Annotated in this window: 16 protein-coding genes; 6 read left to right on the plus strand and 10 right to left on the minus strand. The window is 63.3% G+C overall.

Going from position 1 to position 16,977, the window contains the following annotated elements; all coding sequences use genetic code 11:
* Positions 1-247: 247 nt before the first annotated feature.
* Positions 248-631, minus strand: a complete 384-nt coding sequence (locus ACK3BK_RS01345) for a PaaI family thioesterase (protein WP_186667420.1) — start codon at positions 629-631, stop codon at positions 248-250.
* Positions 631-2,955 carry a Tex family protein gene (locus tag ACK3BK_RS01350; RefSeq protein WP_186667421.1) on the minus strand — a complete coding sequence of 775 codons (2,325 nt, stop codon included), beginning with the start codon at positions 2,953-2,955 and terminating at the stop codon, positions 631-633. The genes ACK3BK_RS01345 and ACK3BK_RS01350 overlap by 1 nt, the downstream gene beginning before the upstream one ends.
* A gap of 228 nt (positions 2,956-3,183) precedes the next feature.
* On the opposite strand from ACK3BK_RS01350, the gene ompR reads away from it, so the two are divergent.
* Positions 3,184-3,924 carry a two-component system response regulator OmpR gene (gene ompR / locus ACK3BK_RS01355; protein ID WP_054891673.1) on the plus strand — a complete coding sequence of 247 codons (741 nt, stop codon included), beginning with the start codon at positions 3,184-3,186 and terminating at the stop codon, positions 3,922-3,924.
* Between the two features lie 98 nt (positions 3,925-4,022).
* The gene (locus ACK3BK_RS01360) at positions 4,023-5,336 is read left to right on the plus strand and encodes an ATP-binding protein (RefSeq protein WP_186667423.1); all 1,314 of its coding nucleotides are present in this window, start codon (positions 4,023-4,025) and stop codon (positions 5,334-5,336) included.
* Between the two features lie 52 nt (positions 5,337-5,388).
* Here ACK3BK_RS01360 and rimK read toward each other — a convergent pair whose 3' ends face one another.
* Positions 5,389-6,294, minus strand: a complete 906-nt coding sequence (rimK, locus tag ACK3BK_RS01365; RefSeq protein ID WP_015268602.1) for a 30S ribosomal protein S6--L-glutamate ligase — start codon at positions 6,292-6,294, stop codon at positions 5,389-5,391.
* Complete coding sequence (locus ACK3BK_RS01370; protein ID WP_063542222.1) at positions 6,291-6,773, minus strand: ATP-dependent zinc protease; 483 nt, start codon at positions 6,771-6,773, stop codon at positions 6,291-6,293. The genes rimK and ACK3BK_RS01370 overlap by 4 nt, the downstream gene beginning before the upstream one ends.
* Positions 6,774-6,882: 109 nt before the next feature.
* Between ACK3BK_RS01370 and ACK3BK_RS01375 the strand changes: the two genes are divergently transcribed.
* Complete coding sequence (locus ACK3BK_RS01375) at positions 6,883-7,284, plus strand: RNA-binding S4 domain-containing protein (RefSeq protein ID WP_186667424.1); 402 nt, start codon at positions 6,883-6,885, stop codon at positions 7,282-7,284.
* A gap of 20 nt (positions 7,285-7,304) precedes the next feature.
* On the opposite strand, the gene ACK3BK_RS01380 is transcribed toward ACK3BK_RS01375, so the two are convergent.
* Positions 7,305-8,108: a phosphatase PAP2 family protein gene (locus ACK3BK_RS01380; protein WP_411383606.1), complete on the minus strand. Its 804-nt coding sequence runs from the start codon at positions 8,106-8,108 to the stop codon at positions 7,305-7,307.
* Between the two features lie 116 nt (positions 8,109-8,224).
* Here ACK3BK_RS01380 and hslO point away from each other — a divergent pair, with 116 nt between their 5' ends.
* From hslO to ACK3BK_RS01395, 3 genes are all read left to right on the plus strand, one after another.
* Positions 8,225-9,124 carry an Hsp33 family molecular chaperone HslO gene (gene hslO / locus ACK3BK_RS01385; protein ID WP_186667426.1) on the plus strand — a complete coding sequence of 300 codons (900 nt, stop codon included), beginning with the start codon at positions 8,225-8,227 and terminating at the stop codon, positions 9,122-9,124.
* A gap of 179 nt (positions 9,125-9,303) precedes the next feature.
* Positions 9,304-10,851 (plus strand): phosphoenolpyruvate carboxykinase, encoded by a 1,548-nt coding sequence (locus ACK3BK_RS01390; RefSeq protein WP_411383607.1) that lies wholly within the window; start codon positions 9,304-9,306, stop codon positions 10,849-10,851.
* 139 nt (positions 10,852-10,990) lie between these two features.
* Positions 10,991-11,425 carry an acyl-CoA thioesterase gene (locus tag ACK3BK_RS01395; protein ID WP_411383608.1) on the plus strand — a complete coding sequence of 145 codons (435 nt, stop codon included), beginning with the start codon at positions 10,991-10,993 and terminating at the stop codon, positions 11,423-11,425.
* On the opposite strand, the gene ACK3BK_RS01400 is transcribed toward ACK3BK_RS01395, so the two are convergent.
* The 5 genes from ACK3BK_RS01400 to ACK3BK_RS01420 all read right to left on the minus strand — a co-directional run bounded on the left by ACK3BK_RS01400 (position 11,415) and on the right by ACK3BK_RS01420 (position 16,973).
* Positions 11,415-12,071 (minus strand): response regulator, encoded by a 657-nt coding sequence (locus tag ACK3BK_RS01400; RefSeq protein ID WP_186710718.1) that lies wholly within the window; start codon positions 12,069-12,071, stop codon positions 11,415-11,417. The genes ACK3BK_RS01395 and ACK3BK_RS01400 overlap by 11 nt on opposite strands.
* Before the next feature lie 118 nt (positions 12,072-12,189).
* On the minus strand, positions 12,190-12,993 hold the full coding sequence (locus tag ACK3BK_RS01405) for a CheR family methyltransferase (protein ID WP_186667430.1): 804 nt from the start codon (positions 12,991-12,993) through the stop codon (positions 12,190-12,192).
* Between the two features lie 215 nt (positions 12,994-13,208).
* Positions 13,209-13,691 carry a glycine zipper domain-containing protein gene (locus ACK3BK_RS01410; protein ID WP_186667431.1) on the minus strand — a complete coding sequence of 161 codons (483 nt, stop codon included), beginning with the start codon at positions 13,689-13,691 and terminating at the stop codon, positions 13,209-13,211.
* 281 nt (positions 13,692-13,972) lie between these two features.
* Complete coding sequence (locus ACK3BK_RS01415; RefSeq protein WP_411383609.1) at positions 13,973-14,377, minus strand: hypothetical protein; 405 nt, start codon at positions 14,375-14,377, stop codon at positions 13,973-13,975.
* A gap of 250 nt (positions 14,378-14,627) precedes the next feature.
* Complete coding sequence (locus ACK3BK_RS01420; RefSeq protein WP_186710716.1) at positions 14,628-16,973, minus strand: FdhF/YdeP family oxidoreductase; 2,346 nt, start codon at positions 16,971-16,973, stop codon at positions 14,628-14,630.
* Positions 16,974-16,977 lie beyond the last annotated feature (4 nt).

The following is a 16,977-nucleotide window of genomic DNA, read 5'->3' on the forward strand; positions in this document are numbered from 1 at the left end:
GCCCCAATATGGGGGTAGAAATGACGGTCTACAAGGGTAGGGACAAAGGAACTGGCGTTGTCGCCTGGTTTACGCGGTTCCGGTGCTGGTAGCGCAGATACTTCGGGGCCTTGCCGAGCCCATCGCGTGACAAGCCCGCTCCCACAAAAGCACCGAGGCACCTGTGTGAGCGGGCTTGTCACGCGATAGGGTCAGTGACAGCGCCCGACCAATACCGGCAAAAATACCGCAGTTATCACTCGGGCAGCTAGAGAACCGCGAAGGTTCCCTGTGCCTTGGCCACCAGTTTGTCGCCCTGGAGCACGTCGGCGTCGACCACCAGCGTGCGCCGCCCGGCGTGTATCACCCGGGCGGTGCACAGCACTTCGCCGTCGCTGACAGCGCGCATGTAGTTGATCTTGCACTCGATGGTCACGCTCTGCTGGTCGAAGCCATGGCTGGCCGAACAGGCCAGGCCCATGGCGATGTCCACCAGGCTGAAGATCGCCCCACCGTGCAGTTTCTGGCCACGGTTGCGCAAGTGCGGTTCCAGCGGCAGGACCACCTCGGCAACGCCTGTGTCCAGGCGTTGCAGGCGGCAGCCCAGGAGCTGGCTGAAGGCGCTTTCGACGTATTCCTTCGGGACGTCCATCACTTCTTCTTCAACTGCTTGGCGTTGGCGAACAGCGCGGCCATGGCGTTGTTGGCCGGTGCGGCGGTGGCTGTCTCGCGTGGGCGTGGTGCCTGCTGCGAACGGTTGCCGCCGTTGCCGCGTGCGCCGCCACGGTTGCCTTCGACCTTCTCGCCGGGGGTGTCGCTCATGCGCATGGACAGGCCGACGCGCTTGCGCGGGATGTCCACTTCCATGACCTTGACCTTGACTACGTCGCCGGCCTTGACCGCCTCGCGCGGATCCTTGACGAACTTCTCCGACAGCGCCGAGATGTGCACCAGACCATCCTGGTGCACGCCGATGTCGACGAAGGCACCGAAGTTGGTGACGTTGGTCACCACGCCTTCGAGGATCATGCCGGGCTCCAGGTCCTTGAGGTCCTCGACGCCATCCTGGAAGGTGGCGGTCTTGAACTCAGGGCGCGGGTCGCGGCCGGGCTTGTCCAGCTCCTGGAGGATGTCGGTGACGGTCGGCAGGCCGAAGGATTCGTCGGTGAATTTCTTCGGGTCGAGGCGCTTGAGGAAGCTGCTGTCGCCGATCAGCGAGCGGATGTCGCGGTCGGTGTCGGCGGCGATACGTTGCACCAGAGGGTAGGCTTCGGGGTGCACGGCAGAGGCGTCCAGCGGGTTGTCGCCGTTCATCACGCGCAGGAAGCCTGCGGCCTGCTCGAAGGTCTTCTCGCCGAGGCGGCTGACCTTCTTCAGCGCCGCCCGGGTGGCGAACGGGCCGTTGGCGTCGCGGTGGGCGACGATGTTCTGTGCCAGTGTGGCGTTCAGGCCGGAGATACGGGTCAGCAAGGCCACCGAGGCGGTGTTGACGTCCACGCCCACGGCGTTCACGCAGTCCTCGACCACCGCGTCCAGGCCGCGCGCCAGTTTCACCTGCGACACATCGTGCTGGTACTGACCCACCCCGATGGACTTCGGATCGATCTTCACCAGTTCGGCCAGCGGATCCTGCAGGCGGCGGGCGATCGACACCGCGCCGCGGATCGAGACGTCGAGATCCGGGAATTCGCGGGCAGCCAGCTCGGACGCGGAGTACACCGAGGCGCCTGCTTCGGAGACCATGACCTTGGTGATCTTCAGCGCCGGGTATTTTTTCACCAGGTCACCGATCAGCTTGTCGCTTTCGCGGCTGGCGGTGCCGTTGCCGATGGCGATCAGCTCCACCGAATGCTTGGCGCACAGGGCGGCGAGCACGGAGATGGTGCGGTCCCAGTCGTTTTTTGGCGCGTGCGGGTAGACGGTGGTGTAGTCCAGCAGCTTGCCGGTGGCATCGACCACCGCGACCTTGCAGCCGGTGCGCAGGCCGGGGTCGAAGCCCAGGGTGGCACGCGGGCCGGCCGGGGCGGCCAGCAGCAGGTCGTGCAGGTTGTGGGCGAAGACGTTGATCGCCTCGCCTTCGGCGTTGTCGCGCAGCTCGCCGAACAGGTCGGTTTCCAGGTGAGTGTAGAGCTTGACCTTCCAGGTCCAGCGCACCACCTCGCCCAGCCATTTGTCGGCCGGGCGGCTGCGGTTCTCGATGCCAACGTGGCTGGCGATCATCAGCTCGCACGGGTGCAGGGTGCCTGGTAGTTCCTCGCCGACCTTGAGCGAAGCGCTCAGCACGCCTTCGTTGCGACCGCGGAAGATCGCCAGGGCGCGGTGCGACGGGGCGTTGCGCAGCAGTTCGTCATGGGCGAAGTAGTCGCGGAACTTGGCGCCTTCCTCTTCCTTGCCCGGTACCACGCGCGCGGTGAGCACCGCTTCCTGCTTGAGGAAACCGCGCAGCTTTTCGAGCAGGGCGGCGTCTTCGGCGAAGCGCTCCATGAGGATGTACTTGGCGCCTTCGAGGGCGGCCTTGACGTCGGCGACGCCTTTGTCGGCGTCGACAAAGCGCGCGGCTTCGCTTTCAGGGTCGCGCTGCGGGTCGTCGAACAGGCCGTCGGCCAGTTCGCCCAGGCCGGCTTCCAGGGCAATCTGGCCCTTGGTGCGGCGCTTTTGCTTGTAGGGCAGGTAAAGGTCTTCGAGGCGGGTCTTGGTGTCGGCGAGCTTGATCTCGCGGGCCAGTTCCGGGGTCAGCTTGCCCTGCTCCTCGATGCTGGCCAGGATGCTGGCGCGGCGCTCGTCGAGTTCACGCAGGTAACGCAGGCGCTCTTCCAGGTGGCGCAGTTGCGTATCGTCCAGGCTGCCGGTCACTTCCTTGCGGTAACGGGCGATGAAGGGCACGGTCGAGCCTTCGTCCAACAGGCCCACGGCCGCCTCGACCTGCTGTGGGCGCACGCCCAGTTCCTCGGCGATACGGCTGTTGATGCTGTCCATGAGAACCACCTGACAAATAGTGAATACTAGGGCCGCAGTGGGGGTTCAGGCCCGGCGGCACTGGATGAAAGCCGCGCATTATACCCATCGCGTCCGGCTTGCGGTGATGGCGCTTGGCCATGCTCCTGGTGCGGGAAGTGGCACCCGGGGAAAAATCTGCTAACAATGCACACGGCACGCATCGCAATGGCTACGCCATAATGCGCCGCGATATCAGAGGAGTTATTGATGACCAGCACCGCAAACATTGCTGAAGGCGAAAAGATTCTCATCGTTGACGACGATCCAGGGCTGAGCAGCCTGCTGGAACGTTTCTTCACCAGCAAGGGCTTCCGTGCCCGCGCCGTGCCGAACGTCGAGCAGATGGACCGCCTGCTGGCCCGCGAAGTGTTCAACCTGGTGGTGCTCGACCTCATGCTGCCGGGTGAAGACGGCCTCTCCGCCTGCCGCCGCCTGCGCGCGGCGAACAACCAGATCCCGATCATCATGCTCACCGCCAAGGGCGACGAGCTCAGCCGCATCAAGGGCCTCGAGCTGGGCGCTGACGATTATCTCGCCAAGCCGTTCAACCCCGACGAGCTGGTCGCGCGGGTCAAGGCCGTGCTGCGGCGCCAGGCCCCGAGCGTTCCTGGCGCTCCGGGCAGCGAGGAAGAGACCGTCACCTTCGGCGACTACGAACTGTCGCTGGCCACCCGCGAACTCAAGCGCGGCGATGAAGTGCACATGCTCACCACCGGTGAGTTCGCCGTGCTCAAGGCACTGGTCATGCATGCTCGCGAACCGCTGACCCGTGACAAGCTGATGAACCTGGCCCGTGGCCGCGAGTGGGATGCCCTTGAGCGCTCAATCGACGTGCAGATCTCGCGCCTGCGCCGGATGATCGAACCCGATCCATCGAAGCCTCGCTACATCCAGACGGTCTGGGGTGTGGGTTATGTCTTCGTGCCGGACGGAAATGCCGGTAAATGAACCGCTGCCATGACACGGCAGGGCGGCCCGCAAGGGTCGCCCTGTTTTCGTCTGTGGTCCCCGCCATGCTTGTCCCCGCCGTGCAGTAATCGTCGCCAATGAAAACGCCTCTCTGGTTTCCGCAAAGCTTCTTCGCCCGCACCCTGTGGCTGGTGCTGATCGTCGTCCTGTTTTCCAAGGCGCTGACGCTGGTGTACCTGCTGATGAACGAGGATGTGCTGGTCGACCGCCAGTACAGCCACGGTGTGGCGCTGACCTTGCGTGCCTATTGGGCGGCCGATGAAGAGAACCGGGACCAGATCGCCGAGGCGGCCGGCCTGATCCGCGTGACCGGCTCGGGTGTTCCTGAGGGTGAGCAGCACTGGCCGTACAGCGAGATCTACCAGCGCCAGATGCAGGCCGAGCTGGGCGAGGATACCGAGGTGCGCCTGCGCATCCACGCGCCGCCGGCACTGTGGGTCAATGCGCCGAGCCTAGGGCCGGGTTGGTTGAAGGTGCCGTTGTACCCGCACCCGTTGCGGGGGCAGAAGATCTGGAACGTGCTCGGTTGGTTCCTGGCCATCGGCCTGCTGTCCACCGCGTCGGCCTGGATCTTCGTGCGCCAGCTCAACCAGCCGCTCAAGCGCCTGGTGTTCGCTGCCCGTCAGCTCGGGCAGGGGCGCAGTGTGCGCCTGCCTATCAGCGATACGCCCAGCGAGATGACCGAGGTGTACCGGGCGTTCAACCAGATGGCCGAGGATGTCGAGCAGGCCGGGCGCGAGCGCGAGCTGATGCTGGCGGGGGTCTCCCACGACCTGCGCACGCCCCTGACCCGGCTACGGCTGTCGCTGTCGCTGATGGGTAACGAAAGCGAGCTCAGCGACGACATGGTGCGCGACATCGAAGACATGGACGCCATTCTCGACCAGTTCCTGGCCTTCATCCGCGATGGCCGCGACGAGCCGGTGGAAGAAGTCGACCTGGGTTATCTGATTCGCGAGGTGGTGGCGCCTTATAACCAGCCCGAAGAGCGCGTGCGCCTGTGCCTGGAGCCTATTCCACCCTTCCCGCTACGACGTGTATCGCTCAAGCGCATGCTGGGCAATCTGATCGGCAATGCCCTGCACCATGCGGGCAAGGGCGTCGAGGTGGCGGCTTATGTATCAGGTGAGCAGGGCGCGCCGTATGTGGTGCTCAGCGTGCTCGACCGGGGCACGGGGATCGATGAATCGGAACTTGAGACCATCTTCAACCCGTTCATTCGCGGCGACCGCGCGCGTGGGGGCAAGGGCACCGGGCTGGGCTTGGCGATCGTCAAACGTATCGCCGCCCAGCATGGCGGCAATGTCGAGTTGCGCAACCGCTCCGGTGGCGGGATCGAGGCGCGGGTGCGCCTGCCGCTGGGGTTGTTGCTGCCGCGCGATGCGGTGTGAGGTTCTGCGGCCTCTTCGTGGATAGCCACGAAGAGGCCGCAACGGTTTCGAATCAGCCCTTGCCCTTGGTCCGAGTCTGGTTCGGCCCGCCGTTCTTCTCCAGATGTTCGATGATCATCCCGGCGACGTTCTTGCCGGTGGTGACCTCGATACCCTCCAGCCCCGGCGACGAATTCACTTCCATCACCAGCGGGCCATGATTGGATCGCAGGATATCCACCCCGGCCACGCTAAGGCCCATGACCTTGGCCGCACGAATGGCCGTCATGCGTTCCTCGGGGGTGATCTTGATCAGGCTGGCCACTCCACCGCGGTGCAGGTTGGAGCGGAATTCGCCGGGCTTGGCCTGGCGCTTCATCGAGGCGATGACCTTGTCGCCGACCACGAAGCAGCGGATATCGGCGCCGCCGGCCTCCTTGATGTACTCCTGGACCATGATGTTCTGCTTCAGGCCCATGAACGCTTCGATGACTGACTCGGCAGCCTTGGTCGTTTCGCACAGCACTACGCCGATGCCCTGGGTGCCTTCGAGCACCTTGATCACCAGCGGTGCGCCGTTGACCATCTGGATCAGGTCGGGAATGTCATCCGGCGAGTGAGCGAAGCCTGTGATCGGCAGGCCGATGCCGCGGCGTGACAGCAGTTGCAGAGAGCGCAGCTTGTCCCGCGAGCGGGCGATGGCCACCGATTCATTGAGTGGATAGACGCCCATCATCTCGAACTGACGCAACACGGCGCAGCCATAGAAGGTCACCGAGGCGCCGATACGTGGGATCACCGCATCGAAACCTTCCAGCGGTTTGCCGCGATAGTGGATCTGCGGCTTGTGGCTGGCGATGTTCATGTAGGCGCGCAGGGTGTCGATCACGACCATTTCATGGCCGCGCTGTGTGCCGGCTTCGACCAGGCGGCGGGTGGAATACAGACGCGGGTTGCGCGAAAGCACGGCGATCTTCATGCAGCACCTGTGACAGGGGAGAGAGTGGCCGGGAAGGCCGGTTTGTCCTGAACGTACTTGAGGCCGGGGTTGACGACCAGTTGACCGTGGACCAAGGCTTTCGATCCAAGCAACAACCGATAGCGCATGCTCTTGCGGCAGGCCAGGGTGAATTCCACTTCCCAGACCCGGTCGCCCAACGCCAGCGGCGTGCGGATCACGTAGCGGGTCTGGGCGTGGCCGTTGGAGCTCTTGATGGTCTTCATGGTAACCAGCGGCGCCTCGCAGCGGCGATGGCGCAGTTGCACCACCGAACCCAGGTGTGCGGTGAAGCGCACCCACGACTGGCCGTCGCGCTCGAAGGGTTCGATGTCGGTGGCGTGCAGGCTGGAGGTGCTGGCGCCGGTGTCGATCTTGGCCCGAAGCCCGGCGAGACCGAGGTCGGGCAGGGCGATCCACTCGCGCAGGCCGATCACTGTCAGATGGTCAAATGTTTTCACGAAGCACACCCTGCGAATGAGGTGGTGAACTGTAAGCATGGCGCGGACTTTTTGCATCCGACAGTTACGGTAGTACAGTTCCGTTAAAGACAGAATTCGAGGTAGAGGGATGGCACAGAAACCAGAAGACGACGATAAGGTCCGCCTGGACAAGTGGCTGTGGGCGGCGCGCTTCTACAAGACGCGTGCGTTGGCCAAGGCGGCGATCGAGAGTGGCAAGGTGCATTGCCGTGGTGAGCGCTGCAAACCGGGCAAGGAGCCGCGGGTAGGCGATGAGTTCGTGCTGCGCACCGGTTTCGACGAGAAGACCGTGGTGGTCAAGGCGCTGTCGGTGGTGCGTCGCGGGGCGCCCGAGGCGCAGACCCTCTACGAGGAAACCGCCGACAGCGTGAAGCGCCGCGAACAGGCCGCCGAACTGCGCAAGGCCGGGGCGATGGGGGTGACCACCGACGGCCGGCCAAACAAGAAGCAACGGCGGCAGATCCACCAGTTGCATGGCAGTTTCGAGTAGACCTGCGCCTTCAGTTGCGCTTAAGAGGCCGTGCGCATCACACTCATGCGCCCGATCAGCGGCAACTTGCCGAGTACCCTGAACAGCGGTGAGGTCCAGCGCATCAGTGCCGCGCTGGCCTTGGCCGCCAGCGGGGTATGCACGGTCCAGCCCAGGGCCAGTAATGCCATCCCCAGACCGCCGATGTAGTCATCCTGTCCCCAGTGCGCACCAGCAACCAGACGCGGCAGCATGAACAACACGGCCAGCCCCCAGATCACCAGGCTCTGTACCAGTCGGCGACTGAACAGGCTCATGAACAGGGCCCAGAGCAGCAGTACCGAGGCGTGATCGCCCGGGAAACTCTTGCTGGAACGGTCCTTGAGCTCCCAGTGGGCTTCGAGGTTCGGGTAGTAGTGGCTCAGGCGCACGGCGTCGTCGAATACGATCGACGGGCTGTCATGTTGCCATCCAGATGCATCCACCCACTTGGAAAACAGCGCGCGAACCACCACTAAGAGGAGCAGACTGACGAAAAAGCCGAAGAATGCCTGTCGGACCTGTACGGCCTTGAACACCCAGTCGCCTTTGATCAGCAGCAGGAGCAGGATCAGGCCGACGACGATGTCGAAGGGACGCAGGCTGCCCAAGGTCCAGATGTAGCGCCAGGTGGTGTTGTCTGCCAGCGGGCCGTTGAGTGCACGGAATAGCCACTCGTCGAAAGTCAGGAACAGGATCTGGCCAAACGGCCACAACCAGAAACACAGTAGAGCGACGGGCAGTAACGTGCAGGCTGCCAGAGGTCCCCAGGACCACTTTTCCTGGAACAGTGGTCGATTATCCATAAAATACCTCGATTGCCAGCTGAAATTCTGCGCGTCGGACGCGCTTTACGACGGGCCTTTGTAAGCTCCTGTAATCATTTTGTCACCCTTTTCAGAATTTTCAGATAGCCAAAACCATGAGCGATTTACCGGATACCGATTTCACCCAACGCTTCCTGTTCGAAGAGCGCGATGTGCGCGGCGAATGGGTCGAGCTCGACAAGAGCTACCGCGAAGTGCTTGCCCGTCACCCTTATCCGCAGCCGGTTGCCGCTCTGCTGGGTGAGCTGATGGCTGCCACCTCGCTGCTGGTCGGCGCACTCAAGTTCGATGGCCTGCTGATTCTGCAGGCGCGCTCGCAAGGGCCGATCCCGCTGCTGATGGTGGAGTGCTCGAGCCAGCGCGACATCCGCGGCATGGCACGTTACGAGGCCGATCAGATCGCCGCTGACGCCACCCTGGCGGACCTGATGCCTGGTGGCCACCTCACGCTGACCATCGACCCGGTCAAGGGCCAGCGCTACCAGGGCACCGTCGACCTCGATGGCGCCAACCTGTCCGAATGCTTCACCAACTACTTCGTGCAATCCCAGCAGCTCAACACGCGCTTCTGGCTCGACACCTCGGCGGGCAAGGCCCGTGGCCTGCTGCTGCAGCAGTTGCCGGTCGACCGCCAGCGTGATGAAGAAGAGCGCGAAGACAGCTGGCAACACGTAGTGGCCATGGCCAGCACGCTGAAGCCCGAAGAGTGGGCCGAAGGCAACGAAACCCTGCTGCACCGCCTCTATCACGAGGACGCCGTACGCCTCTTCGACATCGAGCCGCTGCGCTTCCACTGCAGCTGCTCGCGTGAGCGTTCCGGCAACGCTTTGGTCAGTCTCGGCGAGGCGGATGCCAAGGCGCTGGTCGAGGAATGTGGTGGCAAGGTCGAGATCGATTGCCAGTTCTGCAACGAGCGGTATTTCTTCGATGCCACCGATGTAGCGCAATTGTTTGCGGGTGGTGGCACGGACGAAGCGTCAGAAACTCGCCACTGAAACGCTTCACTACAGGAGATTCTCCTGTCTAATTGCGTAAAAGCGCAGTTACGACAGGAGGGGCCTACTTTTTTTGGGCGTTTCTGGCATAATCCGGCCACTTTTTTCGCTGTAGTAGTTTGAAACAGGCCACTACAAAACGTTTGGAGCACTCGGCCTCGGGCCGGATGGGGTATCTCATGACGCAAGCCAACAACACCGTGTACACCGACCTGACCGTCGACGAGCTGGTAAAACATGCGCTGCAACGCGGTGAAGGCGTGCTGGCCGATACTGGCGCACTGGTCGTGAAAACCGGTCACCGTACTGGCCGTTCGCCCGCTGACCGTTTCATCGTCGATGAGCCGAGCACCTCTGCCGCCATCGCCTGGGGCCCGATCAACCGCAAGTTCCCAGCCGACAAGTTCGATGCCCTGTGGGACCGCGTCGAGGCGTTCAACAACGCCCAGGAACACTTCGTCTCCTACGTACACGTTGGTGCTGCAGCCGAGCACTACCTGCCGGTGAAGATGACCACCCAGACCGCCTGGCAGAACCTGTTCGGCCGTTGCCTGTTCATCAATCCGGAAAAAGGCCAGTTCAACCCGGCCGGCCGCGATCAGTGGCAGATCCTCAACGTCGCCAACTTCGAGTGCGTTCCAGAGCGTGATGGCACCAACTCCGATGGTTGCGTCATCCTCAACTTCGCCCAGAAGAAAGTGCTGATCGCAGGCATGCGCTACGCCGGCGAAATGAAGAAGGCCATGTTCTCGGTGCAGAACTTCCTGCTGCCGGAAGTCGACGTGCTGCCGATGCACTGCGCGGCCAACATCGGCGAAGAAGGCGACGTGACCCTGTTCTTCGGCCTGTCCGGCACCGGCAAGACCACCCTCTCCGCCGACGAAAGCCGTTACCTGATCGGTGACGACGAGCACGGTTGGGGCGAAGGTGTCGTCTTCAACATGGAAGGTGGTTGCTACGCCAAGTGCATCGACCTGTCCGAGAAGAACGAGCCGGTCATCTGGAAAGCCATCAAGCATGGTGCGGTGCTGGAAAACGTCGTTATCGACAAAACCGGCAAAGCCGACTACACCGATGTCAGCCTGACCCAGAACAGCCGTGCCGCCTACCCGCTGGAGCACGTCGCCAAGCGCGCCGAAGCCAACCTGGGTGGCGAGCCGAACGCGGTCATCTTCCTGACCTGCGACCTGACTGGCGTTCTGCCTCCGGTGTCGATCCTGAACAACGAGCAGGCGGCCTACCACTTCCTGTCGGGCTACACCGCGCTGGTCGGTTCCACCGAAATGGGTTCGGGCGGCGGCATCAAGTCGACCTTCTCCACCTGCTTCGGCGCGCCGTTCTTCGCCCGTCCTGCAGGCGAGTACGCCGAGCTGCTGATCAAGCGCATCAATGGCTTCAACTCCAAGGTTTACCTGGTCAACACCGGCTGGACCGGCGGTGGCTACGGTGTCGGCAAGCGCTTCAGCATCCCGACCACCCGTGGTGTGATCGCCGCGATCCAGAGCGGTGCTCTGGTCGGTGCTGAAACCGAACACCTGGACATCATCAACCTGGACGTACCGAAGTCCGTTCCAGGCGTCGACACCGAGCTGCTCAACCCGCGCGCCACCTGGGCTGACAAGGCCGCTTACGACGAGGCCGCCAAAGGCCTGGCCAAGCTGTTCATCGAAAACTTCAAGAAGTTTGAAGTTTCCGACGCCATCAAGGCCGCTGGCCCACAGCTGTAAGCTGTACTGGCCGCACTGAAAGAGCCGCCCTTCGGGGCGGCTTTTTCATGTCTGGCGATCAAGGGCTGTGTTTGCGTCTATGGTTTTCCAGATCAGATGTGGGAAGCTTTCCTTTCCTGCCACCCGCCTTGGATACCCCATGCCCGAGACCATCAAGCGCAGTGCCTTTTCTCATTTCCACCCCATCCTCACCCGCCCGCAGGACAACGACCACAACGGCTACCTTGCCGGTTCCACGGTGCATGCCTTCTTCGAGACGGCCATCCAGGCGTTTCTCGTCGAACAGGCTGAACTGGACCTGCGCGACGGTGAGCTGGCGGGTTTCGTGGTCAGCTCTGCCGCGGACTTCTATGCCCTGCCTGGATTTCCCGATGTGCTGGAGGTCGGCCTGGGGGTGACGCGGCTGTCTGGCAGCACGGTGGAGTTTTGCCTGGCGTTGTACCGGCCGGGCGAGGCCGAGCCCTGTGCGGCGGGCACTGTGGTGCACGTATTCATCGAACGCGCCACGGGGCACCCGGCGGTGTTGCCGGAAACCCTGCAACTGATCCTGGCGGGGCTGTCGCTCAATCGTTGAGGCGAATGATCCCCTCGCGCACGGCAAACAGCACCAACCCCGGGACATCGTGGATCTGCAGGCGGTGCATGATCTGCGAGCGATGGGCCTCGATGGTCTTGATGCTCAGCCCCAGCCCCTCGGCGATGGAGCGGGTGCTCTCGCCGCGGGCGATCAGGCGCAGGATTTCCAGCTGACGGGTGGTCAGCGGCGCTTGTGCGGGGCTGGGCGTGCGCTTGCGACTGTGCTTGAGGGCCTGCCCGATGACCATCGGCAGCACCGTCGACGACAGGTACTGACCGCCGCTGCGCAAAGTCTGCAACGCCTGCTCGAACTCTGCCACGGTGGCGCTCTTGAGCAGGAAGCCCTGGGCGCCGAGTTGCAGGCAGCTCATCACATGCTCCAGTTCCGAGCGTGTCGAGAGCATCAGCACGCGTGTGGCCGGAACCCGGATAAACAGTTCCTGCAGCACCTGCTGACAATCCAGTGCATCGCTGTTCATGTCGAGCACGACGATCTCGGGCCGCAGCTTTTCCGCCAGACTCACGGCGCTCATGCCGTCGCTGGTGTCTCCGACCACGGTGTATTCCTTCTTCTGTTCGAGCAGGGCGCGCAGGCCGGCGCGGAAAAGTGGCGAGTCGTCGGCAAGCAGGATTCGGCAGGGCATGGGTCAAGGCCTGTTTCGCAAGGGAAGGGGGGCGGCAGGCCTGCTCGATCCACAAGCGCACTGCCGCGCGGGGGCGCGACCAGTCCTTGTCTGCCGTTCGATGCGGCAGTGCTATTCATCATAGGCGTTCGAACACCGACGGCAGTAGTGGCCGCAGGGGCAGGTCCAGGCCGTGAATGCTCTCGCTGTGGCCGATCATCAACAGCCCGCCCGGACGCAGGTGTGGCATCAGGCGCAGCAGGACATCGGCCTTGCACCGCGCGTCGAAACCCGCGAGCAGGTTACGCAGCAGGATTACATCGAACTCGCCCAGATCGGTCGGCAGCGGCTCGATCAGGTTGATCTTCTCGAAGCGTACCCGGTCGCGCAGGCTCGGTGCGATACGTAGACGACCGGCTGCTTCGTCGGCGCCACACAGGCAATGGCAGTCCAGCCAGCCGTGGGGAAAGTAGCGGGCCTGGGCGATGTCGTAGACACCGGCCTCAGCCTGTCGCAGCAGGGCGCTGTCGTAGTCGCTGGCCAGCACCTGCCAGCCGGCGGATGTGCTCTGTTGCGCGACCATGGCCAGGCTCCAGGCCTCTTCGCCGCTGGCACAGGCCGCACTCCACAGGCGTACCGGGTGAGCGAGCCTGGGGAGCCAGCGTTGCAACTGTTCGAAGTGGCGATGCTCGCGAAAGAAGTAGGTGTCCCGGGCAATGAGCAGGTGCAGCAGGTGCGTCTGTTCGCCGGGGTGTGCATCGATCAGGTCGAGGTAGGCCTCGAAGCTTGCCAGCCGGTGGAAGCGCAAGCGGGCGTGCAGGCGATGGGCAACCATGCTCTGGCGATCGTCTGCCAGTTGCAGGCCGGTGGCCTGGGAAACCCGTCGGCGGATGCGCAGGAAGCAGGCGTGGTCGAGGTGTGGCGGGCGCGTATCGTCCGTCATCCTTCTGCCTCCCCGGATTCGGGCTGGCGTGTTGGATCGACGAGGCTCGTGCGCATTCCCTGCGTCCCCTGTTGTGATGGCGGTGGGAAATGATAGCTAGTGGCTACCTGCCTCCATATCGGGGTGTCCCTTACGCCCTCGACCTGTCGGAATACAAAGGCCCCGCCGGGTGAGGGCGGGGCCTTAGGTATCAGGCGTAGGTGAGTGGACGCCGATCAGTCACGCCAGTGGCGCTTGTGCTTGCGATGGCCGTAGTGATGGCCGTGGTCCCAATGGCGACGGTCGTCGCGGCGGTAGCGCCGATCGCGATCGCGGTCGTGGCGATCGTCTTCGTCGGCCTTGTTGCCCATGTAGTTACCCAGTGCGCCACCGGCACCGCCACCTGCGGCTGCGCCGATCAGGCTACCGGTGCTGCCGCCGACCTGACGGCCGACGACGTTGCCGCCCGCCGCGCCCAGCGCACCGCCAATGGCGGCTTCACCGCGCTGGCGCTTGTCGGCACCGACGGCACTGCCCGCCGCGCCACCCAGACCTGCGCCGATGGCCGAGCCGGTGTTGCCGCCGATGGACTGGCCGACCACCGAGCCCAGTACCCCACCCAATGCGCCGCCAATGCCGGCCTCGGTGGTGCCGCCTGCCATGGCAGCGCCGCTGAGCAGACCAAAAGACAACAACAGAATCGAGGAGTACTTCTTCATCAAGAGAGCCTCAGAGGGATGACGAGGCGGAATTTGAGGCTCAGCGAAGCGGCTGGCAATGGAAATCCGACGAGTAGCACGAGTTGTACACAATTTCCTAACTTGCTGATTTTGCTGTGAAACTTTCTCTGTTTTTGCTGGTCTGAGATTACTTGAGATGAAAAAAAGCCCCGGTCGTTTGCTCGGGGCTTTTTGTTGGGTGATGGCTTTATCGCAAAACGAGCCTGCTCCCACAGGAAGTGAACAGGGTAGCGGGCTCAAGTCCGCAACGCCATGCCCTGTCACTCTGGGTCGTATTCGAAAGACTTCAATTTGGTGTGCGCGCTGTTATGGTCGATGGAGCGGATGAGCGTGACACTCTTGATGCCTGGGTGAATGACTTCTGCGGTTGTGCCCACTACCTGGCCATTGGCATTCTTCACGACAAACTGTTCGAATGTGCCTTCTTTGACAACCTTGATGCGGCTTGCCGTCCCATCAAGCGTTATCAGCGTGTCTCCCGGTTGATGATCGCGGTCGGTCCCTTCGCCCTCCAGAAGCTTTTTGCCGTTCTCCTGCTTTACCGTCCATTTCAGTTCGTTGATGACTTTCAGCTTGTAGCCAAATCTTGGGCGTTCGATGACATCGCCTTTGACGTATACCTGGCCTAGCGGCAGATCATTGAACTCGTCGATCACAGTGCTCACAGATATCCCCTCTCGACTGGCGTCGATGTTTTTTGGAGCCTTGACTCTGTGTCCTTGCTGGTTGCTGCACAACTGGCAACTTTATCAGTTGAAACGCGCAGCGAACTTATGCTGACCATTACGTCAGTGATAAATGTGCAGGCCTGAGATTATCGGAAGTACAAAAAAACCCGGTTGATTGGCCGGGTTTTCTTGTATGGGTTGTCCCGTCGTGGGACGAACCCGCTCCCGCATGGGAGCGGTGGTGGCATCAGATGATACGACCGTCCCCGCGCGCGGCTTCCAGCTTGATGGCGATGAACTTCGAGGTTGGCGTGTGGCTGCCGTCGCCGATGCTCTCCAGCGGTACCAGCGGGTTCACCTCTGGGTAGTAGGCGGCTGCCTGCCCCGCCGGAATGTCGAAGGCCAGCAGGGTGAAACCCTCCACCCGGCGCACGTGCTCATCGCCCCACAACGACACGATGTCGACCTTCTGCCCTGGCTGGAAGCCCAGGCGAATGATGTCGGCCTCGTTGGCGAACAGCACCTCGCGCTGGCCCCGCACGCCGCGGTAGCGGTCGTCCAGGCCGTAGATGGTGGTGTTGTACTGATCGTGCGAACGCATCGACTGCATGATCAGGTCAGGCACCTGGCCGCTGGCGCGCACGCGCTCGTCGAGCAAGGTGTCGGGCAGCAGGTTGGGCTTGAAGTTGGCACGGCCGCTCGCGGTCTTCCACTGGCGGCTGCCGGCGCTGTTGCCCAGGTAGAAACCACCCGGCAGGTTCAGGCGCTGGTTGAAGTCGGCAAAACCGGGGATGGTATCGGCGATCAGGTCGCGAATCCGGTCGTAGTCGGCCACCACCCAGTTCCAGTCCACAGGATGGTTGCCCAGGGTGGCGGCGGCGATGCCGGCGACCACCGCAGGCTCCGAGCGCATCTGCTTGGACAGTGCGCGCAACTGGCCGTTGGAGGCGTGGACCATGCTGAACGAGTCCTCCACCGTGACCGCCTGCGGGCCTTCGGCCTGCAGGTCGATATCGGTGCGGCCCAGGCACGGCAGGATCAATGCCTGCTGGCCATGGATCAGGTGGCTGCGGTTGAGCTTGGTGCTGATGTGCACGGTCAGCGCACAGTTGCGCAGGGCCTGGGCGGTGCGCTCGGTATCCGGGGTAGCCTGGGCGAAGTTGCCGCCCAGCCCGATGAACACCTTGGCCCGGCCTTCGAGCATGGCGTGGATCGCCTCGACCGTGTTGTGACCGTTGCTGCGTGGCACCGGGAAGCCGAAGCGCTTCTCGATGGCATCGAGCAGGGCTACCGGCGGGCGTTCGTTGATGCCCATGGTGCGGTCACCCTGCACGTTGCTGTGGCCGCGAACGGGGCACAGGCCGGCGCCAGGTACACCGATGTTGCCGCGCAGCAGCATCAGGTTGACGATTTCCTGGATGGTCGGCACCGAGTGGCGGTGCTGGGTGATACCCATCGCCCAGCACATGATCACGCGTTTGCCTTTGCAGTACATGCGCGCCGACAGCTCGATATCGTCGAGGGTCAGGCCGGACTGTTCGACGATCTGCTCCCACGGTGTGGCATCGACCACTGCCAGGTACTCGTTCACGCCCTGGCCGTGCTCGGCGATGAACACGTGGTCGAAGATCGCCGGCTCGCCCTTGGCCTGAGCCTCGCGCTCCCACTGCAGGAGGAACTTGGCCATGCCGCGCAGCAGCGCCATGTCGCCACCCAGTGCCGGGCGGAAGAACGCGGTGTTGGTCGGCCGGTCGCTGTTGAGCAGCATCTCCAGTGGATGTTGCGGGTGCTGGAAGCGCTCCAGGCCGCGCTCTTTCAGCGGGTTGACGCAGACCACCTGGGCGCCGCGCTTCACTGCATCGCGCAGGGGGTCGAGCATGCGCGGGTGGTTGGTGCCGGGGTTCTGGCCCAGGACGAAGATCGCGTCGGCATGTTCGAAATCGTCGTAGGTGACGGTGCCCTTGCCGACGCCGACGCTCTGCCCCAGGGCCACGCCGCTGGCCTCGTGGCACATGTTCGAGCAGTCGGGGAAATTGTTGGTGCCAAAGGCGCGTACGAACAGTTGGTACAGATAGGCCGCTTCGTTGCTGGCCCGGCCGGACGTGTAGAACTCGGCCTGGTCTGGCGACTCCAGCGCCTTGAGGTGGCTGGCGATCAGCTCGAAGGCTGCATCCCAGGCAATCGGCTGGTAACGGTCGCTGGCCGGGTCATAGACCATCGGCTCGGTCAGGCGGCCCTGGTACTCGAGCCAGTAGTCGCTCTGCTCGAGCAGCGCACTGACGCTGTAGCGGGCGAAGAAGGCGGCGTCGACGCGACGCTTGGTGGCCTCCCAGTTGACGGCCTTGGCGCCGTTCTCGCAGAACTTGACCATGCCGCTCTCGGGCGAGTCGCCCCAGGCGCAGCCAGGGCAGTCGAAACCGCCGTTCTGGTTGGTCTTGAGGAGTGCACGCAGGTTCTTCAGCGCGTTGTCGCTGCCGACCCAGGCCTTGGCCACGCTGCGCAGCGCGCCCCAGCCGCCGGCTGGGCCGTGATAGGGCTTGTAGCGTGGGGTGGAAGCGGGGGCGTTGTCTGGAAGTTTCTCGAAGGAGGTCACGGCT

The sequence above is a fragment of the Pseudomonas sp. L7 genome (assembly GCF_046605565.1).
In the GTDB taxonomy this organism is placed as follows: domain Bacteria; phylum Pseudomonadota; class Gammaproteobacteria; order Pseudomonadales; family Pseudomonadaceae; genus Aquipseudomonas; species Aquipseudomonas wayambapalatensis.